Origin of the sequence: Nocardia sp. NPDC049220 (assembly GCF_040647855.1) — a bacterium.
Lineage (GTDB): Bacteria > Actinomycetota > Actinomycetes > Mycobacteriales > Mycobacteriaceae > Nocardia.
This window is the reverse complement of the sequence record NZ_JBEZDA010000014.1, coordinates 47816-68858: the sequence shown is the minus strand read 5'-3', so window position 1 is coordinate 68858 and position 21043 is coordinate 47816. Positions and strand designations below refer to the sequence as shown.

At 67.0% G+C, this 21043-nt stretch carries 19 protein-coding genes; 10 read left to right on the top strand and 9 right to left on the bottom strand.

From position 1 onward, the window contains the following. Positions 1 to 42 precede the first annotated feature (42 nt). The 5 genes from AB0C34_RS24845 to AB0C34_RS24825 are packed head-to-tail and all read left to right on the top strand — an operon-like array spanning position 43 to position 6494. Positions 43 to 1824: an ABC transporter ATP-binding protein gene (locus AB0C34_RS24845; RefSeq protein WP_357077468.1), complete on the top strand. Its 1782-nt coding sequence runs from the start codon at positions 43 to 45 to the stop codon at positions 1822 to 1824. Beyond that, entirely contained in the window at positions 1824 to 3587 is a 1764-nt protein-coding gene (locus AB0C34_RS24840; protein WP_357077465.1) for an ABC transporter ATP-binding protein, read from the top strand. Before AB0C34_RS24845 ends, AB0C34_RS24840 begins: the two co-directional genes overlap by 1 nt. Further along, positions 3584 to 4219, top strand: coding sequence for an MptD family putative ECF transporter S component (locus AB0C34_RS24835; RefSeq protein WP_357077462.1), 636 nt, complete (start codon positions 3584 to 3586; stop codon positions 4217 to 4219). The genes AB0C34_RS24840 and AB0C34_RS24835 overlap by 4 nt, the downstream gene beginning before the upstream one ends. Continuing rightward, complete coding sequence (locus AB0C34_RS24830) at positions 4216 to 4974, top strand: energy-coupling factor transporter transmembrane component T (protein WP_357077459.1); 759 nt, start codon at positions 4216 to 4218, stop codon at positions 4972 to 4974. Before AB0C34_RS24835 ends, AB0C34_RS24830 begins: the two co-directional genes overlap by 4 nt. Beyond that, entirely contained in the window at positions 4968 to 6494 is a 1527-nt protein-coding gene (locus AB0C34_RS24825; protein WP_357077456.1) for an ABC transporter ATP-binding protein, read from the top strand. The genes AB0C34_RS24830 and AB0C34_RS24825 overlap by 7 nt, the downstream gene beginning before the upstream one ends. 261 nt (positions 6495 to 6755) lie before the next feature. On the opposite strand, the gene AB0C34_RS24820 is transcribed toward AB0C34_RS24825, so the two are convergent. Continuing rightward, complete coding sequence (locus tag AB0C34_RS24820; RefSeq protein WP_357077453.1) at positions 6756 to 7739, bottom strand: WYL domain-containing protein; 984 nt, start codon at positions 7737 to 7739, stop codon at positions 6756 to 6758. A gap of 87 nt (positions 7740 to 7826) precedes the next feature. Between AB0C34_RS24820 and AB0C34_RS24815 the strand changes: the two genes are divergently transcribed. Beyond that, positions 7827 to 8480 (top strand): TIGR03086 family metal-binding protein, encoded by a 654-nt coding sequence (locus AB0C34_RS24815; RefSeq protein ID WP_357077450.1) that lies wholly within the window; start codon positions 7827 to 7829, stop codon positions 8478 to 8480. A gap of 218 nt (positions 8481 to 8698) precedes the next feature. On the opposite strand, the gene AB0C34_RS24810 is transcribed toward AB0C34_RS24815, so the two are convergent. From AB0C34_RS24810 to AB0C34_RS24795, 4 genes are read right to left on the bottom strand one after another with little or no spacing between them, the layout of a single operon-like run. Further along, the gene (locus AB0C34_RS24810; RefSeq protein ID WP_357077448.1) at positions 8699 to 9673 is read right to left on the bottom strand and encodes a glycine betaine ABC transporter substrate-binding protein; all 975 of its coding nucleotides are present in this window, start codon (positions 9671 to 9673) and stop codon (positions 8699 to 8701) included. Further along, on the bottom strand, positions 9670 to 10440 hold the full coding sequence (locus AB0C34_RS24805; protein WP_357077445.1) for an ABC transporter permease: 771 nt from the start codon (positions 10438 to 10440) through the stop codon (positions 9670 to 9672). Before AB0C34_RS24805 ends, AB0C34_RS24810 begins: the two co-directional genes overlap by 4 nt. After that, positions 10437 to 11636, bottom strand: coding sequence for a betaine/proline/choline family ABC transporter ATP-binding protein (locus AB0C34_RS24800; RefSeq protein ID WP_357077442.1), 1200 nt, complete (start codon positions 11634 to 11636; stop codon positions 10437 to 10439). Before AB0C34_RS24800 ends, AB0C34_RS24805 begins: the two co-directional genes overlap by 4 nt. Further along, the gene (locus tag AB0C34_RS24795; RefSeq protein ID WP_357077651.1) at positions 11633 to 12280 is read right to left on the bottom strand and encodes an ABC transporter permease; all 648 of its coding nucleotides are present in this window, start codon (positions 12278 to 12280) and stop codon (positions 11633 to 11635) included. The genes AB0C34_RS24800 and AB0C34_RS24795 overlap by 4 nt, the downstream gene beginning before the upstream one ends. Positions 12281 to 12828: 548 nt before the next feature. On the opposite strand from AB0C34_RS24795, the gene AB0C34_RS24790 reads away from it, so the two are divergent. Next, entirely contained in the window at positions 12829 to 13956 is a 1128-nt protein-coding gene (locus AB0C34_RS24790; protein WP_357077439.1) for a hypothetical protein, read from the top strand. A gap of 177 nt (positions 13957 to 14133) precedes the next feature. Further along, entirely contained in the window at positions 14134 to 14850 is a 717-nt protein-coding gene (locus tag AB0C34_RS24785) for a DUF1906 domain-containing protein (RefSeq protein ID WP_357077436.1), read from the top strand. A 48-nt stretch (positions 14851 to 14898) separates the two neighbouring features. Here the strand turns inward: AB0C34_RS24785 and AB0C34_RS24780 are convergent, their stop codons facing one another. Both AB0C34_RS24780 and AB0C34_RS24775 read right to left on the bottom strand, forming a co-directional pair. Further along, positions 14899 to 15258 (bottom strand): hypothetical protein, encoded by a 360-nt coding sequence (locus AB0C34_RS24780; RefSeq protein ID WP_357077433.1) that lies wholly within the window; start codon positions 15256 to 15258, stop codon positions 14899 to 14901. Positions 15259 to 15386: 128 nt separating this feature from the next. Further along, positions 15387 to 16172 (bottom strand): hypothetical protein, encoded by a 786-nt coding sequence (locus AB0C34_RS24775; RefSeq protein ID WP_357077430.1) that lies wholly within the window; start codon positions 16170 to 16172, stop codon positions 15387 to 15389. A gap of 277 nt (positions 16173 to 16449) precedes the next feature. Between AB0C34_RS24775 and AB0C34_RS24770 the strand changes: the two genes are divergently transcribed. Further along, positions 16450 to 17721, top strand: a complete 1272-nt coding sequence (locus AB0C34_RS24770) for a mannosyltransferase (RefSeq protein WP_357077427.1) — start codon at positions 16450 to 16452, stop codon at positions 17719 to 17721. A gap of 7 nt (positions 17722 to 17728) precedes the next feature. Here AB0C34_RS24770 and AB0C34_RS24765 read toward each other — a convergent pair whose 3' ends face one another. Together AB0C34_RS24765 and AB0C34_RS24760 are read right to left on the bottom strand one after the other, a co-directional pair. Beyond that, positions 17729 to 18028 carry a 4a-hydroxytetrahydrobiopterin dehydratase gene (locus tag AB0C34_RS24765; RefSeq protein WP_357077424.1) on the bottom strand — a complete coding sequence of 100 codons (300 nt, stop codon included), beginning with the start codon at positions 18026 to 18028 and terminating at the stop codon, positions 17729 to 17731. A 51-nt stretch (positions 18029 to 18079) separates the two neighbouring features. Then, positions 18080 to 18256 carry a hypothetical protein gene (locus AB0C34_RS24760; protein ID WP_357077421.1) on the bottom strand — a complete coding sequence of 59 codons (177 nt, stop codon included), beginning with the start codon at positions 18254 to 18256 and terminating at the stop codon, positions 18080 to 18082. 153 nt (positions 18257 to 18409) lie between these two features. Between AB0C34_RS24760 and typA the strand changes: the two genes are divergently transcribed. Continuing rightward, positions 18410 to 20308: a translational GTPase TypA gene (gene typA / locus AB0C34_RS24755; protein ID WP_357077418.1), complete on the top strand. Its 1899-nt coding sequence runs from the start codon at positions 18410 to 18412 to the stop codon at positions 20306 to 20308. Positions 20309 to 21043: the final 735 nt, after the last annotated feature.

Below are 21043 nucleotides of genomic sequence, written 5' to 3'. Positions count from 1 at the left end.
GATCGGGATATCGACCTATCAGCCTGCGCTCGAAGGGTTTCCATGTCTGCACCTGTCACCGAGGCCGCTGCGCCGACCGAGGTGAGGCGGACGCCCTCGGTGTTCGCCGGCGCCCGTCTCACCCTGATCGGCTGTGCGGTGCTCACCGTCGTCTGCGCGGTCGCCGGAATGGCGCCGCTCATCGCCGTCGTCGAGATCACCCGCCGTATGTTGCGCGGCGACAACGACGTATGGCCGATCATCATCGTCGCTCTCATCGCGCTCGCGATACGGCAACTGGGCATATTCGGAGCCGGTGTGCTCACCCATCTCGCCGATATCGAGGTGTCGTTCGGTATCCGACGGCAGTTGCTCGGCAAACTCAGCCGGGTACCGCTGTCCTGGTTCACCGATCGCAACTCCGGCGTCGTCAAGAAGACGGTCGAGGACGACGTCGCCGCCCTACACCGGCTCATCGCCCATTCGATTGTGGAGATCACCGCCGCGGCGGTGCCACCGGTGGTCGCCGTCGGCTACCTGTTCTCCGTCGACTGGCGCATGGCACTGCTCACGCTACTGCCTGTAGTGGTGGGCCTGGCCGTCTACCAGTGGGCGATGTCCGACGCGGGCACGAAATATCCGGAGTATCTGCGCTGGCTGGAGCAGTTGAACGGCGCCGCAGTGGAATTCGTCAATGGGATCGGCGTGGTGAAGACGTTCGGCACCCCGGGCACCACCACCCTGCGATTTCGGGAGATCTCGCGCGATTTCGCGCAGTTCTTCCATGACTGGGTCAAATCCACGAGTGTCGCCGGGGTGATTGCCGAGATCATGGTGTCGCCGCCGAGCATGCTGGTGGTAGTCGCCGCCGGCGGAGGACTGCTCACCCTGGACGGGAGGTTGCCACTGCCGGATCTCATCGCGGTCCTGGTGTTCGCCACGGTCGTCACCGCCGGGGTCATGATCGTGATGATGTCCGCGAACCAGCTGGTCACCGCGTTGGACGTCGCGCGTGGTATCCGCGGACTGCTGTCCGCCCCGGAACTGACCGTCCCGGACGATCCGATCATGCCGGACCCGAACCACGACGGACCGGTGGTCCGACTCGACGGTGTGCGCTTCACCTACGGCGATACGACCGCACTCGACGGGATCGACCTCGAACTGCACGCCGGTACCGTGACCGCGCTGGTCGGCCCATCCGGATCCGGGAAATCCACCCTCGCCAAACTGCTGCCGCGCTTCGACGATCCGGTGGCGGGTTCGGTCGAACTGTACGGTGTGGACATCCGGCGGATGGCTCCCGCGCAGCTCTACCAACACGTCGCGTTCGTCTTCCAGGACGCGACCCTGCTGCGGACCAGCATCCGTGACAATATCCGGCTCGGTCGGCCCGACGCCGACGACGCCGCGGTGCGCGAGGCGGCCCGTAAGGCGCGGATCGCCGACTGGATCGAGGAACAACCCGGCGAATACGACGCCATCGTGGGGGCCGAGGTGCAGCCATCCGGGGGACAGCAGCAGCGCATCTGCATCGCCCGCGCAATCCTGGCCGACCGCCCGGTTCTCGTTCTGGACGAGGCCACCGCCGCCGCCGACCCGGAGAACGAGGCCTGGATCCAGGACGCCCTGAGCGAGGTGGCGCGCGACCGCACCGTTCTGGTGATCGCGCACCGGCTGGGCACGATCCGGGGGGCGGACCGGATCGTGGTCCTGGACGGGGGACGGATCGCCGACCAGGGCACACACGACGAACTACTCGCCCGCGACGGGCTCTACGCCCGCCTGTGGGAGTACGACCGGCGGGCACGCGACGGGGACACCATACAGAGGGGAACCGATTGATGAGCACGATGATCCGATACCTGCTCGACCTGCTCGATCCGCCCGGCCGCCGTCATCTGCGCACCATGCTGGTGTTGCTGGTCGGGCAGGGTGTCCTCCAGGGACTCGGGTTCCTGTTCGTGGCACCGCTCATCGCGGCGCTCGCGCAGACACCGATGGACCGGGACCAGGCGCTGCTATGGATCGGCGCACTCGCCGCCGCCGTTGTCGCACACCATGTGCTGCTGGCGTGGAGCACGTCGCTGGGCTACCGCATCGGCACCGATGTGCTCACCGGTTTTCACGGCCGCATCGGTAACCACCTGGCAGTTCTGCCAATCGGCTGGTTCCGTACCGACCGCACCGGTCCCGTCGCGCGATTGCTCAGCAAGAACACGGTCGATGTCGCCGACCTCCCCGCGCATCTGCTGCGCTACGTGGTGGTCGGCGTCGTCGCGCCGACCGTCATGATCGCCGGTAGTTATCTGCTCGATTGGCGGATCGGCCTGACCTTCACCGGGGGCGCGCTGCTGTGCGCGCTCGCGCTGCGACTGCTCATGGCCGTGATCGCCCGCAACGACGACGGGCACGAGCACGATATCGGCGTCTCCGCCTCCGGCATCGTGGAATTCGCACGGCAGCAGCCGATCCTGCGCGCCTACGGTGTCCTGGACCGCCCGGATCTCGGCACCCTGGGCGACGCCTTGGATCGGCAGCGGGAATCACAGTCCCGGCTCACCATCGGCGGCGCCTGGGGGCTGATGCTGTTCTACGGCGCCGTGCAGCTGGTGATGACCGCCGTTATCGCGTTGACCGTGGCGTTCGCGGTGGACGGCAGCCTTGCCGTGGCGTCCATGGTCGGTCTGCTGATCATCACCCTGCGCATGCTCGATCCGCTGGCTCAGTTGGGTGATCTCGCCGGACACGTCCAAGTGAATGCCGACGCCATTCGCCGGGTACGTGCCCTGCTCGCCGAACCGCGGCTGCCCGAACCCGCGCAGCCGGTCGAGCCGTCCGGATACGATATCGACCTGCGCGGGGTGCGATTCGGCTACGACGACCGAATCGTCCTCGACGGTATCGATGCCCGGCTGCCACAGGGCACGCTCGCCGCGATCGTCGGTCCGTCCGGCGCCGGGAAGAGCACCCTGCTGAAACTGATCGGACGTTTCTTCGACACCGACGACGGCACGGTCCGGATCGGCGGTTGCGATATCCGTGATCTGGGCAGCGCCGCGGTGGCCCGGATGACCGCGCAGGTCTTCCAGGAGGTGTACCTGTTCGAGGGCACCATCGCCGAGAACCTGCGGATGGCCGATCCCGACGCCACCGATGCGGACCTGGCTCGCGTGGCGCGCATCGCCCGCCTGGAGGAGGTGATCGAAAGGCTCCCCGACGGCTGGAACACCCGGGTCGGCGAGGCCGGATCCACCCTGTCCGGTGGTGAGAAGCAACGGGTGTCCATCGCCCGAGCCTTGCTGAAGGACGCTCCGATCGTCCTGTTCGACGAGGCCACCGCGGCATTGGACGCCGTCAACGAGGCCGCGGTCGCCGATGCCATCGCCGAATTGGCGCGCGACCGCACCGTCGTGGTGGTGGCTCACCGCATGTCCACGGTGACGGCGGCCGACCAGATCCTGGTGCTCGATGACGGCCGGATCACCGAACGCGGAACCCACGGCGAACTGCTCGCCCACGGCGGAACCTACGCCCGGTTCTGGCACGAACGCCGCCGGGCCCGCGGCTGGCAGCTGCGCGGTGACGTACCGGCAGGCGCCTCATGACTCTCGACCGCCCACCGCGGGAACCCTTCTTCGCCGGACGCCGAATCGATATCCGGATGAGCGCCCAGGATCTCATCACGATCGGGGTCTTCGCCGCCCTCTATGTCGTGATCGTGTTCGCGATCAATATGCTCGGCTTCCTCAATCCCGCGATCATGCTGGTCGCGCTGGCCGCTGGGATCGTCGCCGGCGGTGTGCCCTTCATGCTGTTTCTCACGCGGGTCCGGCACCCGGGCATGGTTCTCCTCTTCGCGGCGATCACCTCCGGGCTGATGACCCTCACCGGCCATCCGCCGATCGGTCTCCCGCTCACCCTGCTGTGCGCGCTGTTCGCCGAGAGCGCGCTGTGGATCGGCGAATACCGTTCCCCCCGGATGAGCGTGCTCGCCTACACGGCCTACTCGCTGTGGTATTGCACCCCGTTGCTGCCCATCTTCTACGCCCGCGACGAGTATTTCGCCGACCCGGCCATGCAGCAGATGGGCAGCGGCTACATCGAACAGATGAAGGACCTCCTGTCGCCGCCGGTACTGGCCGGGTTCAGCGCTTCCACCGTCTTGTTCGGTCTGCTCGGGGGACTGCTGGGATTACGGATGCTGCGAAAGCATTTCGAGAAGGCCGGGCTGGCGTGACCGGATCCGACATCACCGACGAGGCAGCGGTCGCCGCGGCGGCCATGACGGAGCAAGCGATCGTGCAAGCCCACACGGACCCTCGGAATGCGGTTCTCGATCCACGCACGAAGATCGGCATCGTCCTCGTCACGTCGGTGGTGGTCATGGCGCCGGGCGGCGCGAAATTCGTACCGGCCGCCCTGATCTTGGCGGTGGTGCTCACCCTCGCCGAACGGGCCTGGCCGCGGGCGGCCGGGCTGCTCGCGGCGGCCGCGGTCGCCGCGTCCTTCGCCTACCTGCTGCCGCGGACGGTGGTGCATCCGCTGACCGGCGTCCTCGGCGTGCTCGCCGCCTATCTGCTGCGGCTCGTCGTGATCGCGGGTGTGGCCATGTATCTGGTGCGCACCACCACACCGAGTGAGTTCACCGCCGCATTGCGCGTGGCCCGGGTACCTCGGGGCATCACGGTATCGGGCGCGGTGATGCTGCGTTTCATTCCGACCATGATCGCCGAGGCTCGCGCGGTGCGCGACGCTATGCGACTGCGCGGTCTCGGCATGCTCGGCAACCCCGTCCGAGGTCTCGAGTACTTCACCGTGCCGCTCATCGCGTCGAGTCTGCGTGCGTCCGAGGACCTTTCGGCTTCGGCGCTATTGCGCGGTCTGGGCTCTCGTACCCCGCCGACGTGCATGCGCCCGCCGCGGTTCGGGATCGGCGACGTCATGGTCGGGCTGTTCGTCGCGCTCCTGGCCGGAGGCACGCTGCTGTGGTAGCCGAACCGATGATCGAGATCGCCGACGTGACCTGGCGTTACGCTGGTGCCGACACCCCGACACTGGCCGGCCTGAACCTGCGGATCGAGCAGGGCGAAACCGTGGTGCTGTGCGGGGCGAGCGGGTCGGGGAAGAGCACCGCGCTCCGACTCGTGAACGGACTCATCCCGCACTTCCACCGCGGAACCCTCGAGGGCATCGTTCGTCTCGACGGCGAACCGATCGCCGAGCAGCGCCTGGACGTCATCGGCCGACAGACCGGAACCGTCCTGCAACACCCACGTCGCCAGTTCTTCACCGATAGCGTCGACACCGAATTGGCCTTCGCCTCGGAGAATTTCGGTGCGCCGCCCCAGTTGATCCGGGCACGCGTCGCCGCCGCTCGCACCGAGCATCGACTGACCGATCTCACCGGCCGTCGACTGTTCGAACTCTCCGGCGGCCAACAGCAGCAGGTCGCCTTCGCTGCCGCCACTGTTCACCGGCCCGCGGTTGTGGTCCTGGACGAACCCACCGCGAACCTGTCCGCCGCGGCCGTCGAACAGTTCATCGCCCGAATCGCCGAACTCCGAGCCGCTGGCGTCACCCTGGTGATCGCCGAGCATCGGCTTCATCGGCTCGCCGATCAGGCGGATCGCATAATATTGCTGCGGGACGGCCGCGTCACGACGGAGTGGTCCGGCGCGGACTTCGCGCGCCTGCCCGAAAAAGTATGGACAGCGGAGGGATTGCGCCGCGACCTGCCCGCGACCCGCGTACTGCCACGGGTATTCGGCCACGGACCCAGTGTCGAACCGGCGCGACGGTCGCCGCGACAAAAGAATCCAGCGGGCGGCTCCGAGCCGTCTCGTGGCCTGACGCTGCACGAGATTCGGTGCACTCGCAAGGGTCGCCCGGTACTCGATATCGCTGACGCACACTTCCCGGCAGCAACCGTCACCGCGGTCACCGGACCGAACGGGGCGGGCAAGTCCACGCTGGCCCATGTGCTCACTGGATTACAGCGCCATAGCGGCGTGATCACCCTGGACGGCCGCCGGCTGAGCCGGCGTCGTCGACTCGCCGATGCCGCGCTCGTCATGCAGGACGTCCAACGTCAACTGTTCGCCGACAGCGTCGCCGCGGAACTGCGTCTCTGGACCGACGAATCCGCGGCCGGCCGAACGGATCCGAGCGGCGCGCCGAGCGAGTCCACGAGTCATCCACTGCTCCGAGCGCTCGGTTTGGCGGGACTCGACGACCGCCATCCTCTCGCCCTGTCCGGCGGACAACAGCAGCGTCTTGTGGTCGCGGGAACCCGGCTGATCGGGCGCCGGATCGTGGTGTTCGACGAGCCCAGTTCCGGTGTCGACGCCCGCCATCTGGCCTCGATCACCGACGTCCTACGCGGCCTCGCGACTGATGGAGCCGTCGTCATATTGATCAGCCACGATGACGAACTCGTCACTCGAGCCGCCGATCTGGAACTCCGGTTGCGCTCGTTGCCAGACCCGGTCGGCACAGAACAACCTCGGGGATAGGGCGACCCACGCCGACTGCGGGGCTGGGGTGGCGGGTTGTCCCTGGAAGGAATCGAAATTGTCACTGCGGACAAGTGAGAACGATCGGTGGCGACAAACTCGGCGAGGTCCGCATCCACCGATTGGCCCGACGTGTCGGGGGCGAAACCTGAAATCGGCTACCTCGAAGGCCGATCCGGGTGTGCCCTGGCCGGCTCGCGGCACGGCGAGGCCCCCGGACGCCGCGGACCCGATTCCGGCCGCGCACGTCGTCGCGGCAGGTCAGGCGTTCGGTGTGTCGGCGACTGCCTCGGTGTACCGGCGGGCGAGGGTACGGATGTGCGTGAGCAGTTCTGGCGGACTGTCGACGCGAAAGTCCATCATCAGCATGGACAGGTAGATCGCGACCGTTTCCAGTGCGTCCGCGCCGGTGTGCAGGACACAGGTGTCGGCGTCCACGGTCTCCACCACGCCGACAGCGGGGTTGATGCGTGCGATCACGGTCTCGGCCGGGGCGAGCACGGTGATCCGCGCATGCACCCGCCAGCCGGTGATGGCGATGTGGCGCATGACGAACGCGACGAGGTCGTCGTCGGGAAGCGCGCGTGCGGCGAAGCGATGGTCGCCCGGCTCGGCTCGGTGGATCCGGGCAACGGGAATCGCATGCCAAGAATGGTCCCCGAGGCTGTAGGCGACCAGGTACCAGCGGCGCTGCCAGTTGATCAGGCGATACGGTTCGACCTCCGATCCGGGATGGCGCCGGGCGTTCTCCTCGATGCGGACCGTCGCGCCGTCTCGGATGGCGCCGGCCAGAGTGGTCAGGACCGCGGCGGGCACCGGGGTGTCGGGCTCGCGGGAGCCGGTGGTCGCCGGGCCGATCGCGGTCGCCGCACGTAGCGCGGACACCTTGCGTTGCAGGCGTTTCGGCAGAATCTGATCCAGTTTGGCGAGCGCCCTGCTGGCGTGGTCGGCGATGTCCGCGATGCCGGTGGAGCCGTCTTCGGCCACGCCGATCGCCACCGCGACCGCCACCGCTTCATCGTCGTCCAGCAACAACGGCGGCATGGTCGTGCCGCGGCCGAGCCGGTAACCGCCGAGCGCGCCGCGCTGTGCGTGGACGGGGTAGCCCAGCTCGCGCAGCCGCTGGATGTCGTTGCGCAGCGTGCGGTCGGTCACGCCCAAGCGCTCGGCCAGCTCGCGGCCGGTGCGCTCGCGGCCCTGGAGCAGGGCCAGCAACCGAAGGACACGCGTGGTGGTAGGAGCCACTATTCACCTCGATAAATTAGGAAAATAACTAGCCTAATGGCCGCATAGGCTGGATGTCAGCAGCACCGACAACCCGAAAGGTCTGACATGAACGCCGCAGTCGCCACCACCTCCGTTGTTTCCTTGCGCCCTGTCTGGCGGGACGTTCTCGACGCCGCCTACCGCGCCTTGGACAGCGTCGTCGCGGGCATCGCGGACGAGCAGTGGCACGCGCCGACACCGTGTTCGGAATGGGATGTGACACAGGTGGTTCAGCACGCCGCCGGCGATCAGCTGGCGTACGCCGAGTCACTCGGCATCGGTGAAGGTCCCGCCTACAACCCGTTCGCGCCGTCCGGCACGGTCGACGGGTGCCCGGTGCAGTTGGTCCGCGCAGCGATCGAACGGGCCGCTGTCGCCTGGGCCACGGTCGCGGACGACACCGAGACCGTGCCGACGCCGCTGCCGCACGGCGCCCTCGCCACGCCGGTCGCCGCTGTCATGTGCGCGCTGGACGCCGCGGTACATGCCTGGGACATCGCCATCGCGACCGGCCAGTCCTCGCCGCTGACCGACGACCTCGCTGTCCATTTGCTGACCGCCGCCCGCACCACACACCCGGCTCCTGGCAGTGGCGCGCGAGTCGAAATCATCGAGCCTCTGCGTCAGTGGGGCGCTTACGCCCCGATTGTGGACGGTTCGGCCGTGGGTACCGCGGTCGCCGAACTCTTGCGCTACCTGGGCCGTAACGCGGGAGCCTGACCGCCGCGGCCGGACGCGGCGCCGCGTCCGGCGAAGCCTCCTTGCGAGCGTCACAGCATTTCGGTCAGCCCGACGGCGTTCATCCAGCGGCGGCCGCCCGGTCGCCAACGAGTCGATGCTGGTTCACCGCTCGAGCCGGGTATACAGGGCGCGGCGCGCGAGTCGCCGAACGGTGTTGCCGGAAGACACGATCGGGCAGGGGAGTGCGGGGCGCCGATTCAGCGCGCGGTCACGAAACCTTCGGCAACCATCCAGTCTCGTGCCACGTCGGCGGGCTCGCGTCCGTCCACGTCGACCTGCCGATTGAGTTCGGTGATGGTGTCGTTGGTGAGGCGTCTGGAGATCGGCGACATGACGGTGGCGACCTGTGGATGTTCGTCGGCGAAGTCCGCGCGCATGACCAGGGCGGCGTTGTATTTCGGAAAGAAGCCGCGGTCGTCCTGGAGCAGAACGAGATTCAGGGCGGGGAGACGGCCGTCGGTCGCGGCGACGGAGCCGAAACGGCACTGCTTGCTGTCGGCGGTGGCCTGGTAGACCACGGCGTCTTGAACGATCTGTTTGCGCACCGCGGTAGTGTCGATCGCGTATCTGCGGGCAAGGCCGGGGAATCCGTCCGGTCGGGCATTGAATTCGGTGCCCACGCACAGGGCGGCCGCGGCCGGGTCCGAGCCGACCAGCGCGGCGAAGTCCGACAACGTGCGTACTCCGGTCTCCCGCGCGGTCCGGGCGCTCATGACCAGCGCGTAGGTATTGTTCATCGGCGCCATGGCCGTCCACGCCATGCCGTGCTCGGTGCGGTCGGCGTCGCGGACCGCCTCGAACTGGCCGATCTCGTCCGGCGCCGCCGTCTCGTTGCCGAGGTAGTTGATCCAGCCGGTTCCGGTGTAGTCGTAGGCGACATCGATCTGCCCGTGCAACTGGGCGTCGCGCACACTGTTGGACCCTTGGATATTCGTCATGTCGCGAACATCGGCGCCCGCCGCCGACAAGGCGAACTCGATGAGGTATCCGAGGATGTTCTGCTCGGTGAAATCCTTGGAACCCACGGTGATCCGCACACCCTCGAGTTCGGGGACCCGTTGAATGCCGGCTGGGCCGACTCGCAACGGCACCACACCGCCGGATTGCAACCCGCACGCGGCGACCAGTGTCAGACCGAGCACAAGCGCGCATGCGCGCCAGGCCAGGCTCATGTCAACCCCCTCGGCCCGAGGAATTCCTCGGCTAGCGCGCCGAGCCAGTCGACCAGCAGTGCCAGCGATACCGCGAGCACCGCACCGACCACCAGGGTGACGTTGTCACGCAGCTTGTATCCGGTATCGATCAGAATGCCGAGGCCACCCGCGCTCACCAGGAACGACAGCGTCGCTGTGCCGACCGCGAGCACCAGGGAGGTGCGTAGTCCGGCCAAGATGTATGGCACGGCGAGCGGGAATTCGATGCGACGCAGGACCATGAACGTGGACATCCCTTGGCCGCGCCCAGCGTCGATCAGGCTCCGATCCACCTGCTGGTAGCCGAGAATCGTGTTGCGCAGCACCGGAAGCAGCGAATAGAACGCGATCGGCGCGACGCCGATCCAGAAGCCGGTGGTGCGGATCGCGAGGTAGCACAGCACGATCAGACCGATAGCGGGCGCGGCCGCGCCGATATTGGCGATGCCGACGAAAATCGGTGCCAAACGGCCGAATCCGGGCCTGGTGACCAGGGTGGCGAGCGGGACGGCCACCGCGACGACGATCAGTACCACCGTCGCGGTGATCAGTACATGCTGCCAGGTGAGGGTCGCGATCGTGCGCGTGTTCAGCCCGGCCCGCTGTGTGGTTGTGAGGTCGCGGGCGAACCCCCACGTCAGCACGCCCGCAGTGAGTGCCAGAACGAGCGCGGGCTGGGCGAACAGGCGGATGCGGTCGGCTCTGCGCTGGGTAGCGGGCGACGTCGCGCCGCTGGTGGCCGTCATGGTAGTTCCGCTGGTGCGGCACTGTCGGATCCGTGCTCCGCGCGCATCGCCGACAAGTGCCGGACGAGGGTGTCGATCGTGATCAGCCCCACATACTCGCCACGCGTTCCGGTGACCACGGCGGTCGCCGTCTGGTGGGTGAGCAGTGCTTCGAGCGCGTCTTGCAGGGTCGACTTCAGCGACAGTATCTCGCCGATCGGCGTTCCGGTGCCGCGCAACGCGTCAGCGTGCGCCAGCTGCTGTGCCGACACCCAGCGCAGCGGCCGCCGATGGCCGTCGAGGACCAGCGCCCACGGCCAGTCCTTCCCGGTCAGCGCGTTTCGTAAATCCTCGACCGGGTCCTGCTCGAGTGCGGTGGGGCAGCGGCCGAGTTCGACATCACCGACCCTGGTCAGCGTCAGTTGCTTGAGTGAGGCATCCGCGCCGACGAAGCCGGCGACCGTCTCGTCGGCGGGATCGGCCAGGATCGTGGCAGGTGTGTCGTATTGCAGGATCCGGGATTGGTTGCCCAGCACGGCGATGCGATCGCCGAGCTTGACCGCCTCGGTGAAATCGTGGGTCACGAACACGATGGTCTTGCCCAGGTCGGCTTGCAGACGCAGCAATTCATCTTGCAGCAGGCCACGGGTGATCGGGTCGACCGCGCCGAACGGCTCGTCCATCAGCAGCACGGGCGGATCGGCTGCCAGTGCCCGCGCCACCCCGACCCGCTGCTGCTGACCACCCGAGAGTTGGCGCGGGTAACGGTCGCGGTAGCTGGCCGGGTCGAGGCCGACCAGTTCGAGCATTTCGTCGACCCGCGTGTCGATGCGCTTGCGGTGCCAACCGACCAGACCGGGCACGGTCGCGATGTTCTTCGCGACCGTCATATGAGGGAACAGTCCAGCCTGTTGGATCGAATAGCCGATTCCGCGTCGTAGCCGATCGGGATTCATCGAGGCGGCGTCCCGCCCGTCGATCGTAATGGCGCCCGAGGTGGGTTCGATCAGCCGGTTTATCATCCGCATGGTGGTCGTTTTGCCGCAGCCGGACGGCCCGACCAAGACAACGATCTCACCGGCGGGAATGGTCAGCGAGACGCTGTCCACCGCGGGGTCATGGTGGCCGGGGTAGCGTTTGGTGACCGAGTCGAGCACGATCTCGACGCCGGACACGCCCGATTCGGTGGTGCCGGTCCGGGTTTCGATGTCACTCACGCCAGTCCCCTCGAAGTGGTGAGTTGTCCGAGCAGGACGTAGATCCCGTCGAGAACAAGTGCGAGCACGACGATGAGGACCGTGCCGATCAGGGCCTGCGGCATCGCGTTCGGGCTGCCGAGCCGTGCGAGTCCGGAGAAAATCAGATTGCCGAGGCCGGGACCTTTGGCATACGCGGCGATAGCGAGGATGCCCATGATCATCTGCGTGCTCACCCGCATTCCGGCCAAGATCGAGGGCCAGGCGAGCGGAAGCTCGATGTGTGTCAGCACGCGCAGCCGATTCATCCCTACCCCGCGAGCCGCGTCGGTCACGGCGGGATTCACCGAGGCCAGTCCGATGATGGTGTTGCGCATGATCGGAAGCAGCGCGTAGACCACCAGGGCGGTGATGGTCGACGCGACGCCGAGGCCGAGCACCGGGATCAGCAGTCCGAGCAGCGCGAACGAAGGAACGGTGAGCACCGCGCTGGCCAGCGCGGTGGCGATCGAGGAACCGAGCGGGCTGCGATACACCAGGATTCCGATCAGCACCGACACCACCGCGGCGACCACGATCGATTGCACCACTGCCGAGACGTGCAGCGCGGAGTCGACAAGCAGTTGGTGGCGCCGGTGCACGACGAACATCCACAGCGTGTCCAGAGCCGTACCTCCCCGCTGGGTTCTTGCGGAGACCGTAGCGGTTTCCGTGCGACCGGACGCTATCCCGGCTCGTAGGGGTTGCCCCGTGAACGGGGGATCGAAACCACGGTTCGGTGGGGAACTGTTGCGGCCGTGCGATCGTCGAACTCATGCGGGCCGGCGGGCTGGCGCTGCGAGGCCGTGACCACGATGACCCCGCAACTTCGGCTGTGAGCGGGCACGGACGAGGTGAGCGGGTTCGGTGAGCAAACTCGGCGAGGTCCGCATCCCCCGATTCGCCCGACGTGTCGGGTGCGGTCGAAATCGGGTGATCCGTGACAAGCGTCGCCGGTGCCGGCACGGATCATTCCGATACGGGCGTGAAACTGGTGCTGGATGGTCCTACGATGAACTCGGCGGCGCCCGGCAGCGCCGTCGCCGATCCCCGGCCCTGCTTCCCCCTCATCAGCAGGTCGGGGATCTCGGCTCTTGGCGTGTGCGGTTTCGACGCACTATTTCTCGCGTACGGTGTCGGTTGTCCATCGAGAGGTGAGGGTTTCGGAATACTGATGCAGCCGACCGACGAACGCAGCGGTGCGCCGGCCTGGATCGACTATGCCGAGTTCGGCCGGCGTTTCGTCACGCACGCCGTGACCGCGGCCCGGATCGAGGCAGCGGTGTCGGGCATGGCAGGTCGGGGCATCACTATCGGCCCGGTCTCGATCGGCCCGGCCGGACTCGCCGGTTTCGTCGCCGAGGGCAAGGTTGGTACTCCCGTCGTTCTGCACAGCGGTCCGCGGATTACGTTCGAGGTCACCGTTCCGGTCTCGCTCATGCTGAAGGTGCTACTCGGTGGCAGGAAGTTGCGACTGGAAGCCAGGGTCGAGATCGATGTGACGCTGCATGCCCGCACCGCGGATCCACTGCTCATCGTCATCGATATCCCGCCGATCACCCAGCGTGATATCAGCTTCGTGCTGCGCGCCCAAGCGGTGGAATCGGCGTGGGAGTGGCTGCTCGACCCGATCGCGGGAGTAGTGCAGCGCGAGGTCGCCGCCAGGGTGAACGCCATGCTGGCCGATCCGCAGACCCGTCGCGGCCTGGTGTTCGATATGGAGGCGATGGTCGGCGGCACCCGTTCGGGTCATCGGGACAAGACCACGTTCGACTGGATCGACTACGACGAGTTCGGGCGCCGGTTCTTCGCCCGTGTCGTCACGCGGGACCGCGTGTTCGACGTCGTGGAACGGTTGGCGGGCAGGCCGATCGAGGTCGGGCCGTTACGGGTTGGTCCGCGCAACGCCGCGTCGGTGTCGGTCCGCGGATCGGTGCGAGTGCCGCGGCTGGTGGACCGATCGGCTGAGCCGGTTGCGTTCGACCTGACGCTCCCGGTGAGTCTGGATATCACCGTCGAGGTGTTGCAGGCCAACCGCTACCGCGCCGACGTGGAGGTACCACTGGTGCTGACCGCGCGGGCGGCCGACCCGCTGTTGCTGGTGATCGACGTCCCGCCGCCCGACCTCGACGACATTCAGCTGGAGTTCATTGCGCACGGTATGCGCGCCGCTACCCTCGGTGTATTCGCCGGCATCAAAAAGCACATCGTCGCCCAGGTCGCCAGGGTCGTCGGCCGTGAACTGGCCGACCCTTCCAGTCGAACCATCGACGTCGCCGCCCGCATTGATGGTGCGGCCTGAAAATCGTCGCATGGCTTGCTCGTGTGGCAAATGTGAAGTATGTGCCCTGTGGGTCTAGCGGTTCCAATGTGAATGTGGTGAAATAAGTTCACGTTCGAGGCTCCCGGCGCGCGTTGGATAGGGGAAGGCGCGCCGGGCACTGTGCCATCCATGTCGGGTTGCGCGAAGGAGTCCACGATGCGTTCCAGCTCGGTATCCCGGCGCGAACTGTTCGCCTATGCGGCCGCGGTGGCATCGGTCGGCGTGACCGCCTCGGCGGCTCCCGCCATGGCCACCACGCCCGCACTCGGCACGCTGATCGACTACGCCGGCGGCATTCCCTCGGCCGCGGCGATCAGGGACGCGGGCCACCTCGGCGTCATCCGGTACGTCTCCGATCGCAGGCCAGGCGCGGAGTGGATGGAAGGCAAGCCGCTGCGCGCCGCGGAAGTCGAGCAGTTGAGAGCGGCCGGCCTGCGGATCGTCTCCTGCTACCAGTTCGGCAAAGGACAGACCGCCGACTGGCGCGGCGGCCTGGAGGCGGGAAAGCGGCATGCCGAGCGCGGGCTCGAGCTGCACCGCGCGGCGGCCGGCCCGGACAACGTGCCGATCTACGCGTCCATCGACGACAACCCGTCCCCCATCGATTTCGCCACCATGATCGCGCCGTACCTGCTCGGCTGGCAGTCCGTTCTCGGCAAGGAGAACACCGGCGTCTACGCGAACGCGCCCACCATCGAGTCGGCCGCCATCGCGGGATTGTGCTCCTGGTATTGGCAGCACGATTGGGGCACGCCGAAGGGTTTCGTGCACCCCGCCGCGCACCTGCACCAATTCGAGATCGACAAGCGATCCATCGACGGGGTGGGTATAGACCTGAACAACGTGCTGGCCCCCGAGTACGGGCAGTGGTGAGGCTGCGCGAGCGTGGCAGGGGGATCGGCCGGCCGCGCGGCGGTACACCTAGGTCTGGGAGTGGCTCAGTGGTGTGACACGCAGGTCGGGCTCGGCATCAGGGACGACCCGCAGCGTCGGACGGCTGTCGGGCGCCTCGTGGTTGCCGAGCCAGGAGAACAGCGACCATTGGGACAGGCCGGAGAACGCCGAACCGAGGCTGGTGAACGAGAACGAGGAGATCGCCGACCCGAATGACCCGACCGACCCGATCGACAACACCGAGCCGACGCTGCCGATGGACAGGATCGAGTAGGCCGAGCCGATCGACAGGATCGAACCTTCCGAACGGATCGACAGAATCGAGCGGCGCGAGCGCCTGCTCCGAATCGCGTGAACCGGCCGGGTCGAACGATCGATGGGAGCCATGGTCAGGGATTACCACAGTCGTGGCGGCTCATGCGTGATGGTCGCCGACTTTCCGTGTTGTCCGGAAGATCGTTCCGATACGACGACGGGCGGCGCCTCCGGTGGAGACGCCGCCCGTAGTCGAAAGATCAAGCGACGGTGAAGAATCCGAGCGTCGGCAGGAATGAGCAGGTCCGCGCCTCGGCGTCGTCCGCCTTGGTGGTCAGTGAGCCGGCGACGACCGCGACTACGCGGCCCGAGCCGGTATCGGCGATCGCGGACAGCGTGGCCGGGCCGCCCGGATTGATCTTGGCCTCGTCGGTCAACGGCAGGACACCGGACTGACGGGTATCCAAGTTCAGCCACTGCACCGTCATCGGCGGGTTCTGCACCGGGGTCGGCGACTTGGTGCCGAGCGCGGTGAACACGAAACCGGTCTGTCCAGCCTTCGGTCCCGGCGGCGGCAGCGTGGCGGGGCCGGGCACGGCCAGCGCGGTACCGATCGAGTCGGCGGTCGGGCCGATGCAGCCCTTGCCGACGGTCGGGTACAGGAACTGCGCGATCGCGGGCCCGTCCTTCGGTACCTCGGGGCCCCCGCCGCCGCTGCCGTCGAGGAAGGTGATGATCGATTCCAGCGTCGACTTGATCTGGGGCGGCAGGTTGAGCAGATTCAGCAACTTGCGCGCCTGGTCCAGAATCGCCGACTGCGGACCCGCGACATCGGCCGGACCGGCGATGGATCCGACGATGGCCGGGGCGAGTGCCGCCAGCGTATCCACCGGAACACCCTCAGGGACCATCGGAACGCCCTGTGTGGTCGCCGTAGTGGCCGCGGGCGCAGGGGCCGCGACCGCCGTCGTCGGCACGGCGAGCGTGGCGCTCGCCGCGATGGCGAGCGCGGACAATGCGATCCGCGATCCTCGGGTGCGAAGCACTGGTCTGGCCGTCCTTACCTCGGGTACATCTGGGGCCGATGCCAAAAGCCATCGTTTCGGGGTCACTCTAGGGACATCACGGCAATGTGTACAGCCGGGTGCCCGAAAGGCGCTGTGGACGATCAGTGTTATCAGACGGTAACGCGTGCCTGGTGCTGCTGGTGTGAACAGTGATGCAAACGTTATCAGCGGTTCGAGGGTGGAACAGGCACGATCCGCGCTGCGGTTAATCTAATCCTGCCGTCCGCCCCGTCGTCGGATTTACGGAACTCCGGGCGTGCCGAACCGACCTTCCGCACCCGAGCCGAAAGCCAGCGATTTGAATCGTCACCTCCGATGGGCTGTGTCGGTGCTCGGTCTTTCTGTGCTGGCCCGATTGCTCTGGATGTTGCTGTCGACGAACGGCATGAACCTCGTCGACCTCCACGTCTACGTCGGTGGATCGGCCGCGCTGCTGACCGATCACCTCTACGACTTCACCTATGCGGAGAAGACTCCGGACTTCCCGCTGCCGTTCACCTATCCGCCGTTCGCGGCGTTGGTGTTCTTCCCGCTGCACTACCTGCCGTTCACCGTGGTCGCGGTGGTCTGGTTACTCGCCATCGCCGCGGCGCTGTATGTCGTGGTGTACATCAGTTTCGAGCTCATGCTCGGCGCGCAGGCCCTGCGCGCACCACAGTGGCGGGTGGCGACGGTCGGCTGGACCGCGGTGGGACTGTGGCTGGAACCGGTCCGGACCACGATCGATTACGGCCAGGTCAATGTGTTCCTGGTGCTCGGCGGAATGCTCGCGGTACGAAGTTCGCGCTGGTGGATCTCCGGCGGGCTGGTCGGCGTCGTCGCGGGGATCAAGCTGACGCCCGCGATCACCGGTCTGTATTTCGTCGCGCGGCGACGCTGGCTGACGGTGGTGTGGTCGGCGCTGGTGTTCGGTGCGACCGTAGGGCTGAGTTTCCTGATCGCGCCGGAGGAAGCGCGGCGCTACTTCGGCACGCTCCTGGGGGACGCGGACCGGATCGGGCCGGTGGGTTCGGTGTGGAATCAGTCGTTGCGTGGCGCGCTGAGCCGAATCCTCGGCCACGACGTGGAATCCGGCCCTTGGTGGATCGTGGCGGTGCTCGTGATCGCGGTGCTCGCGTTCCTGGCCTGGCGCGCGCTCGGTCCCGACGACCTGCTCGGGACGCTGATCATCGTGCAGTTGTTCGGGCTGATGGTCTCGCCGATCTCGTGGTCGCACCACTGGGTGTGGCTGTTGCCCACGGTGCTGTGGCTGGTCTACGGACCACTGAGTCCAGCGGCGGGCGCGCGGATCTTGGCGGGATATTGGCTGGCGACCATGCTCGTCGGCGTGCCGTGGGTGCTGTCGTTCTTTCAGGATTCGATCTGGACCATCTCACGCCCCGGCGTGCTGGCCTGGCTCGGCGCCGTCGATGTGCTCGGCGTCGTGGTTTTCTACGGGTGGGTGATCAGGGCGGGGCGTCGGCGTGTGCAGTCCGGCGCGCCCGAGGGAGTCGTGGTGACTTCCGAGGGTCCAACGCACGCCGGATAGGTGCAGCTCAGGCTGGCTGCGCCGCGAGACGATCGATTTCGTGAGCCAGTGCGACGTCCTTGGCGGTGAGCCCGCCCGCCGAGTGGGTGGACAACGTGAAGGTGACCTTGCGCCAACGGATATCGATGTCCGGGTGGTGGTCGGCAGCCTCGGCGACCTCGGCGACCTGCCGCACCAGTTCGATGCCCGCGGGGAAGGTGGCTGCCTTGACGGTGCGGACGATATTGTCCTCGGACCGGGCCCAGTGCGTCAGCTCGGTGAGGGCATCGGCGATTTCGGTGTCGGAGAGCAGGGTGGGCTGCGCCATATCTCCTTACTACTCGCTTCCGGCGGCAGCGGGAAGGGAGGCTGGCGGCGGTCAGGCGGCGCGGGCCTGTTTGAGTGCTTTTTTCAGATCCTTGCCGCAGATGCCGGCGGCTTCGCACTTCTTCATCCGCATGATGACGACGGGGCATTTCACGCAGCGCGTCTTCTTGCGACAGCACTTCTTCTTCGGCTTCAGGCCCGAGACCTTCTTAGCTTTGACCTTGCCCACGATGGTTAGCATACCCTAAGTGCAACGCCTGAAACATGGCCCGGACGGGACGGGCGGTAAGGTGTAACCGGCCGCAATGCCCGGTGAGTTTCGATTCTCCACCTGTTTGCAGGGGTCGGCCGGCACCAACACCTAACAGCAGGAGGATTCAGCGTGTCGTCTGCACGCGATTTTCGCAACGTCGCCATCGTGGCCCACGTCGACCACGGCAAGACGACGCTGGTCGACGCCATGCTGCGCCAGTCCGGCGCCTTCGCCGAGCGGGCCGAGCCCGTCGATCGCGTGATGGACTCCGGCGACCTGGAACGCGAGAAGGGCATCACCATTCTCGCCAAGAACACGGCGGTGCACCGCCACCACCCGGACGGTTCGGTCACCGTGATCAACGTGATCGACACCCCCGGCCACGCCGACTTCGGTGGCGAGGTCGAGCGCGGCCTGTCCATGGTGGACGGCGTTGTGCTGCTGGTCGACGCGTCCGAGGGACCGCTGCCACAGACTCGGTTCGTGTTGCGTAAGGCACTTGCCGCGTCGTTGCCGGTGATCCTGGTCGTGAACAAGACCGATCGTCCCGACGCTCGGATCGAAGAGGTGGTCGAGGAGAGCCACGACCTGCTGCTCGACTTGGCTTCCGATCTGGACGACGCCGCCGCCGAGGCCGCCGAGCTAGCGCTCGACCTGCCGGTGCTGTACGCGTCCGGCCGCGAGGGCAAGGCGTCCAAGGAGCGTCCGGAGAACGGCAACGCGCCCGCCGCGGAGAACCTCGACGCGCTGTTCGAGGTGCTCATGGAGAACATCCCGGCGTCCAAGGGCGACCCGGCCGCGCCGCTACAGGCGCACGTCACCAACCTGGACGCCTCCGCGTTCCTCGGTCGCCTCGCACTGGTCCGCATCCACAACGGCGAACTGCGCAAGGGGCAGAACGTCGCGTGGATGCACGCCGATGGCATCAAGCAGGTGAAGATCACCGAACTGCTGCAAACCATCGGTGTGGAGCGACAGCCAGGTGAACTCGCCGTGGCCGGCGACATCGTTGCCATCGCGGGCATCCCCGAGATCATGATCGGCGACACCCTCGCCGATATCGACGACCCCGTGGCGCTGCCGCGGATCACGGTCGACGAGCCTGCGATTTCGGTCACCATCGGCACCAACACCTCGCCGCTGGTCGGCAGGGTGCAGGGACACAAGCTGACCGCGCGCATGGTGAAGGCCCGACTGGATCAGGAACTGGTCGGCAATGTGTCGCTACGCGTGCTCGACATCGGCCGACCGGATGCCTGGGAGGTGCAGGGCCGCGGCGAGTTGGCCTTGGCCATCCTGGTCGAGACCATGCGCCGCGAGGGCTTCGAGCTGACGGTCGGCAAGCCGCAGGTGGTGACCAAGCAGGTCGACGGCAAGGTGCACGAGCCGTATGAAGAGTTGACCGTCGACTGCCCCGACGAGTACCTGGGCGCCATCACCCAGCTGCTCGCCGCACGCAAGGGCAAGATGGTGCAGATGAGCAACCATGCCGCGGGGTGGGTGCGGATGGAGTTCATCGTCCCGTCGCGCGGTTTGATCGGCTTCCGCACCGACTTCCTCACCGAGACCCGAGGCACCGGCATCGCCAATGCGGTTTCGCACGGGTATGCGCCGTGGGCGGGTGAGATCCGGGCCAGGCACACCGGCTCGCTGGTGTCCGACCGCGCCGGCTCGGTGACGCCGTTCGCCATGATCCAGTTGGCCGACCGTGGGCAGTTCTTCGTCGAACCCGGTGCGGATACCTACGAGGGCATGGTCGTCGGCCTCAATCCGCGCGCGGAGGATCTCGACATCAATGTCACCCGTGAGAAGAAGCTGACCAACATGCGCAGCTCCACCGCCGATGTGATGGAGACCCTGGCCAAGCCGCTTCAGCTGGATTTGGAAGCCGCCATGGAGTTCTGCGCCGCCGACGAATGCGTCGAGGTCACCCCGGAGGTGGTTCGGGTGCGCAAGGTCACCCTGGGCCAGAACGAGCGGGCGCGGGAGCTGTCCCGGCGCAAGGCGCGCGACCGCGCAGCGCTGTAACCACTTGTCGCGTATCGGAATCCGGCGCCGCCCCGGCGGCGCCGGATTTTTCCTGCTCGGATCGCGTGCTCAGTGAGCCGGGATGGGAGTGCTCACCGGAGGGTGGGAAGCCGCGGTAGGCCTCGAATCGAGCGGGTGGGGTGCGGGCGGCAATTCATCGTGATATGGCCACTAATTGAGACTTCGCGCGCAGAGAAATAATTTTCCGGCCAAGGGGAATCCCATCGCTGGGAGTGGATTCGGCCCGAATGAAACATACCCGGAGTGGGCGAGGTGTTCGGTCGACACAATCCGGTAGCGCTTCGATCGTTTCGACCGCGTGCGCAGCAGGAGAATTTGTGCCGGCCAGGCGTGCGGCGGAGATCGTTTCCTTTCGAGTCACTGCGACGGTCATGGATGATTTTAGAATTCAGTTCGAGGGCCACGGTCGCCGTCGACACCGCGATCAGGGTGTACTTTTCTCGACCCCGGCCACCCATGCGCTCTTCGGCGCAACGCAGTGCGTATCGATCGCGTCCGTCGGCCAGTGTGGGCGGACTCCGACCAGGCATCTCTCGCGTGTGCATGGCTGTTGGGCCGGAATGTCGGTTCGGCGCACACGAGGCCGGGCGCGTCCGGTTCCGCGGCCGGATGCCGCGGCATACTCGGATGAATGTCGCCGCGGTGCCCGGGTTCTGGTCGGTTGGCATTGCACATCCCATATCACTTCTTGCTCGCTGCCCGATTCGCGTGTGG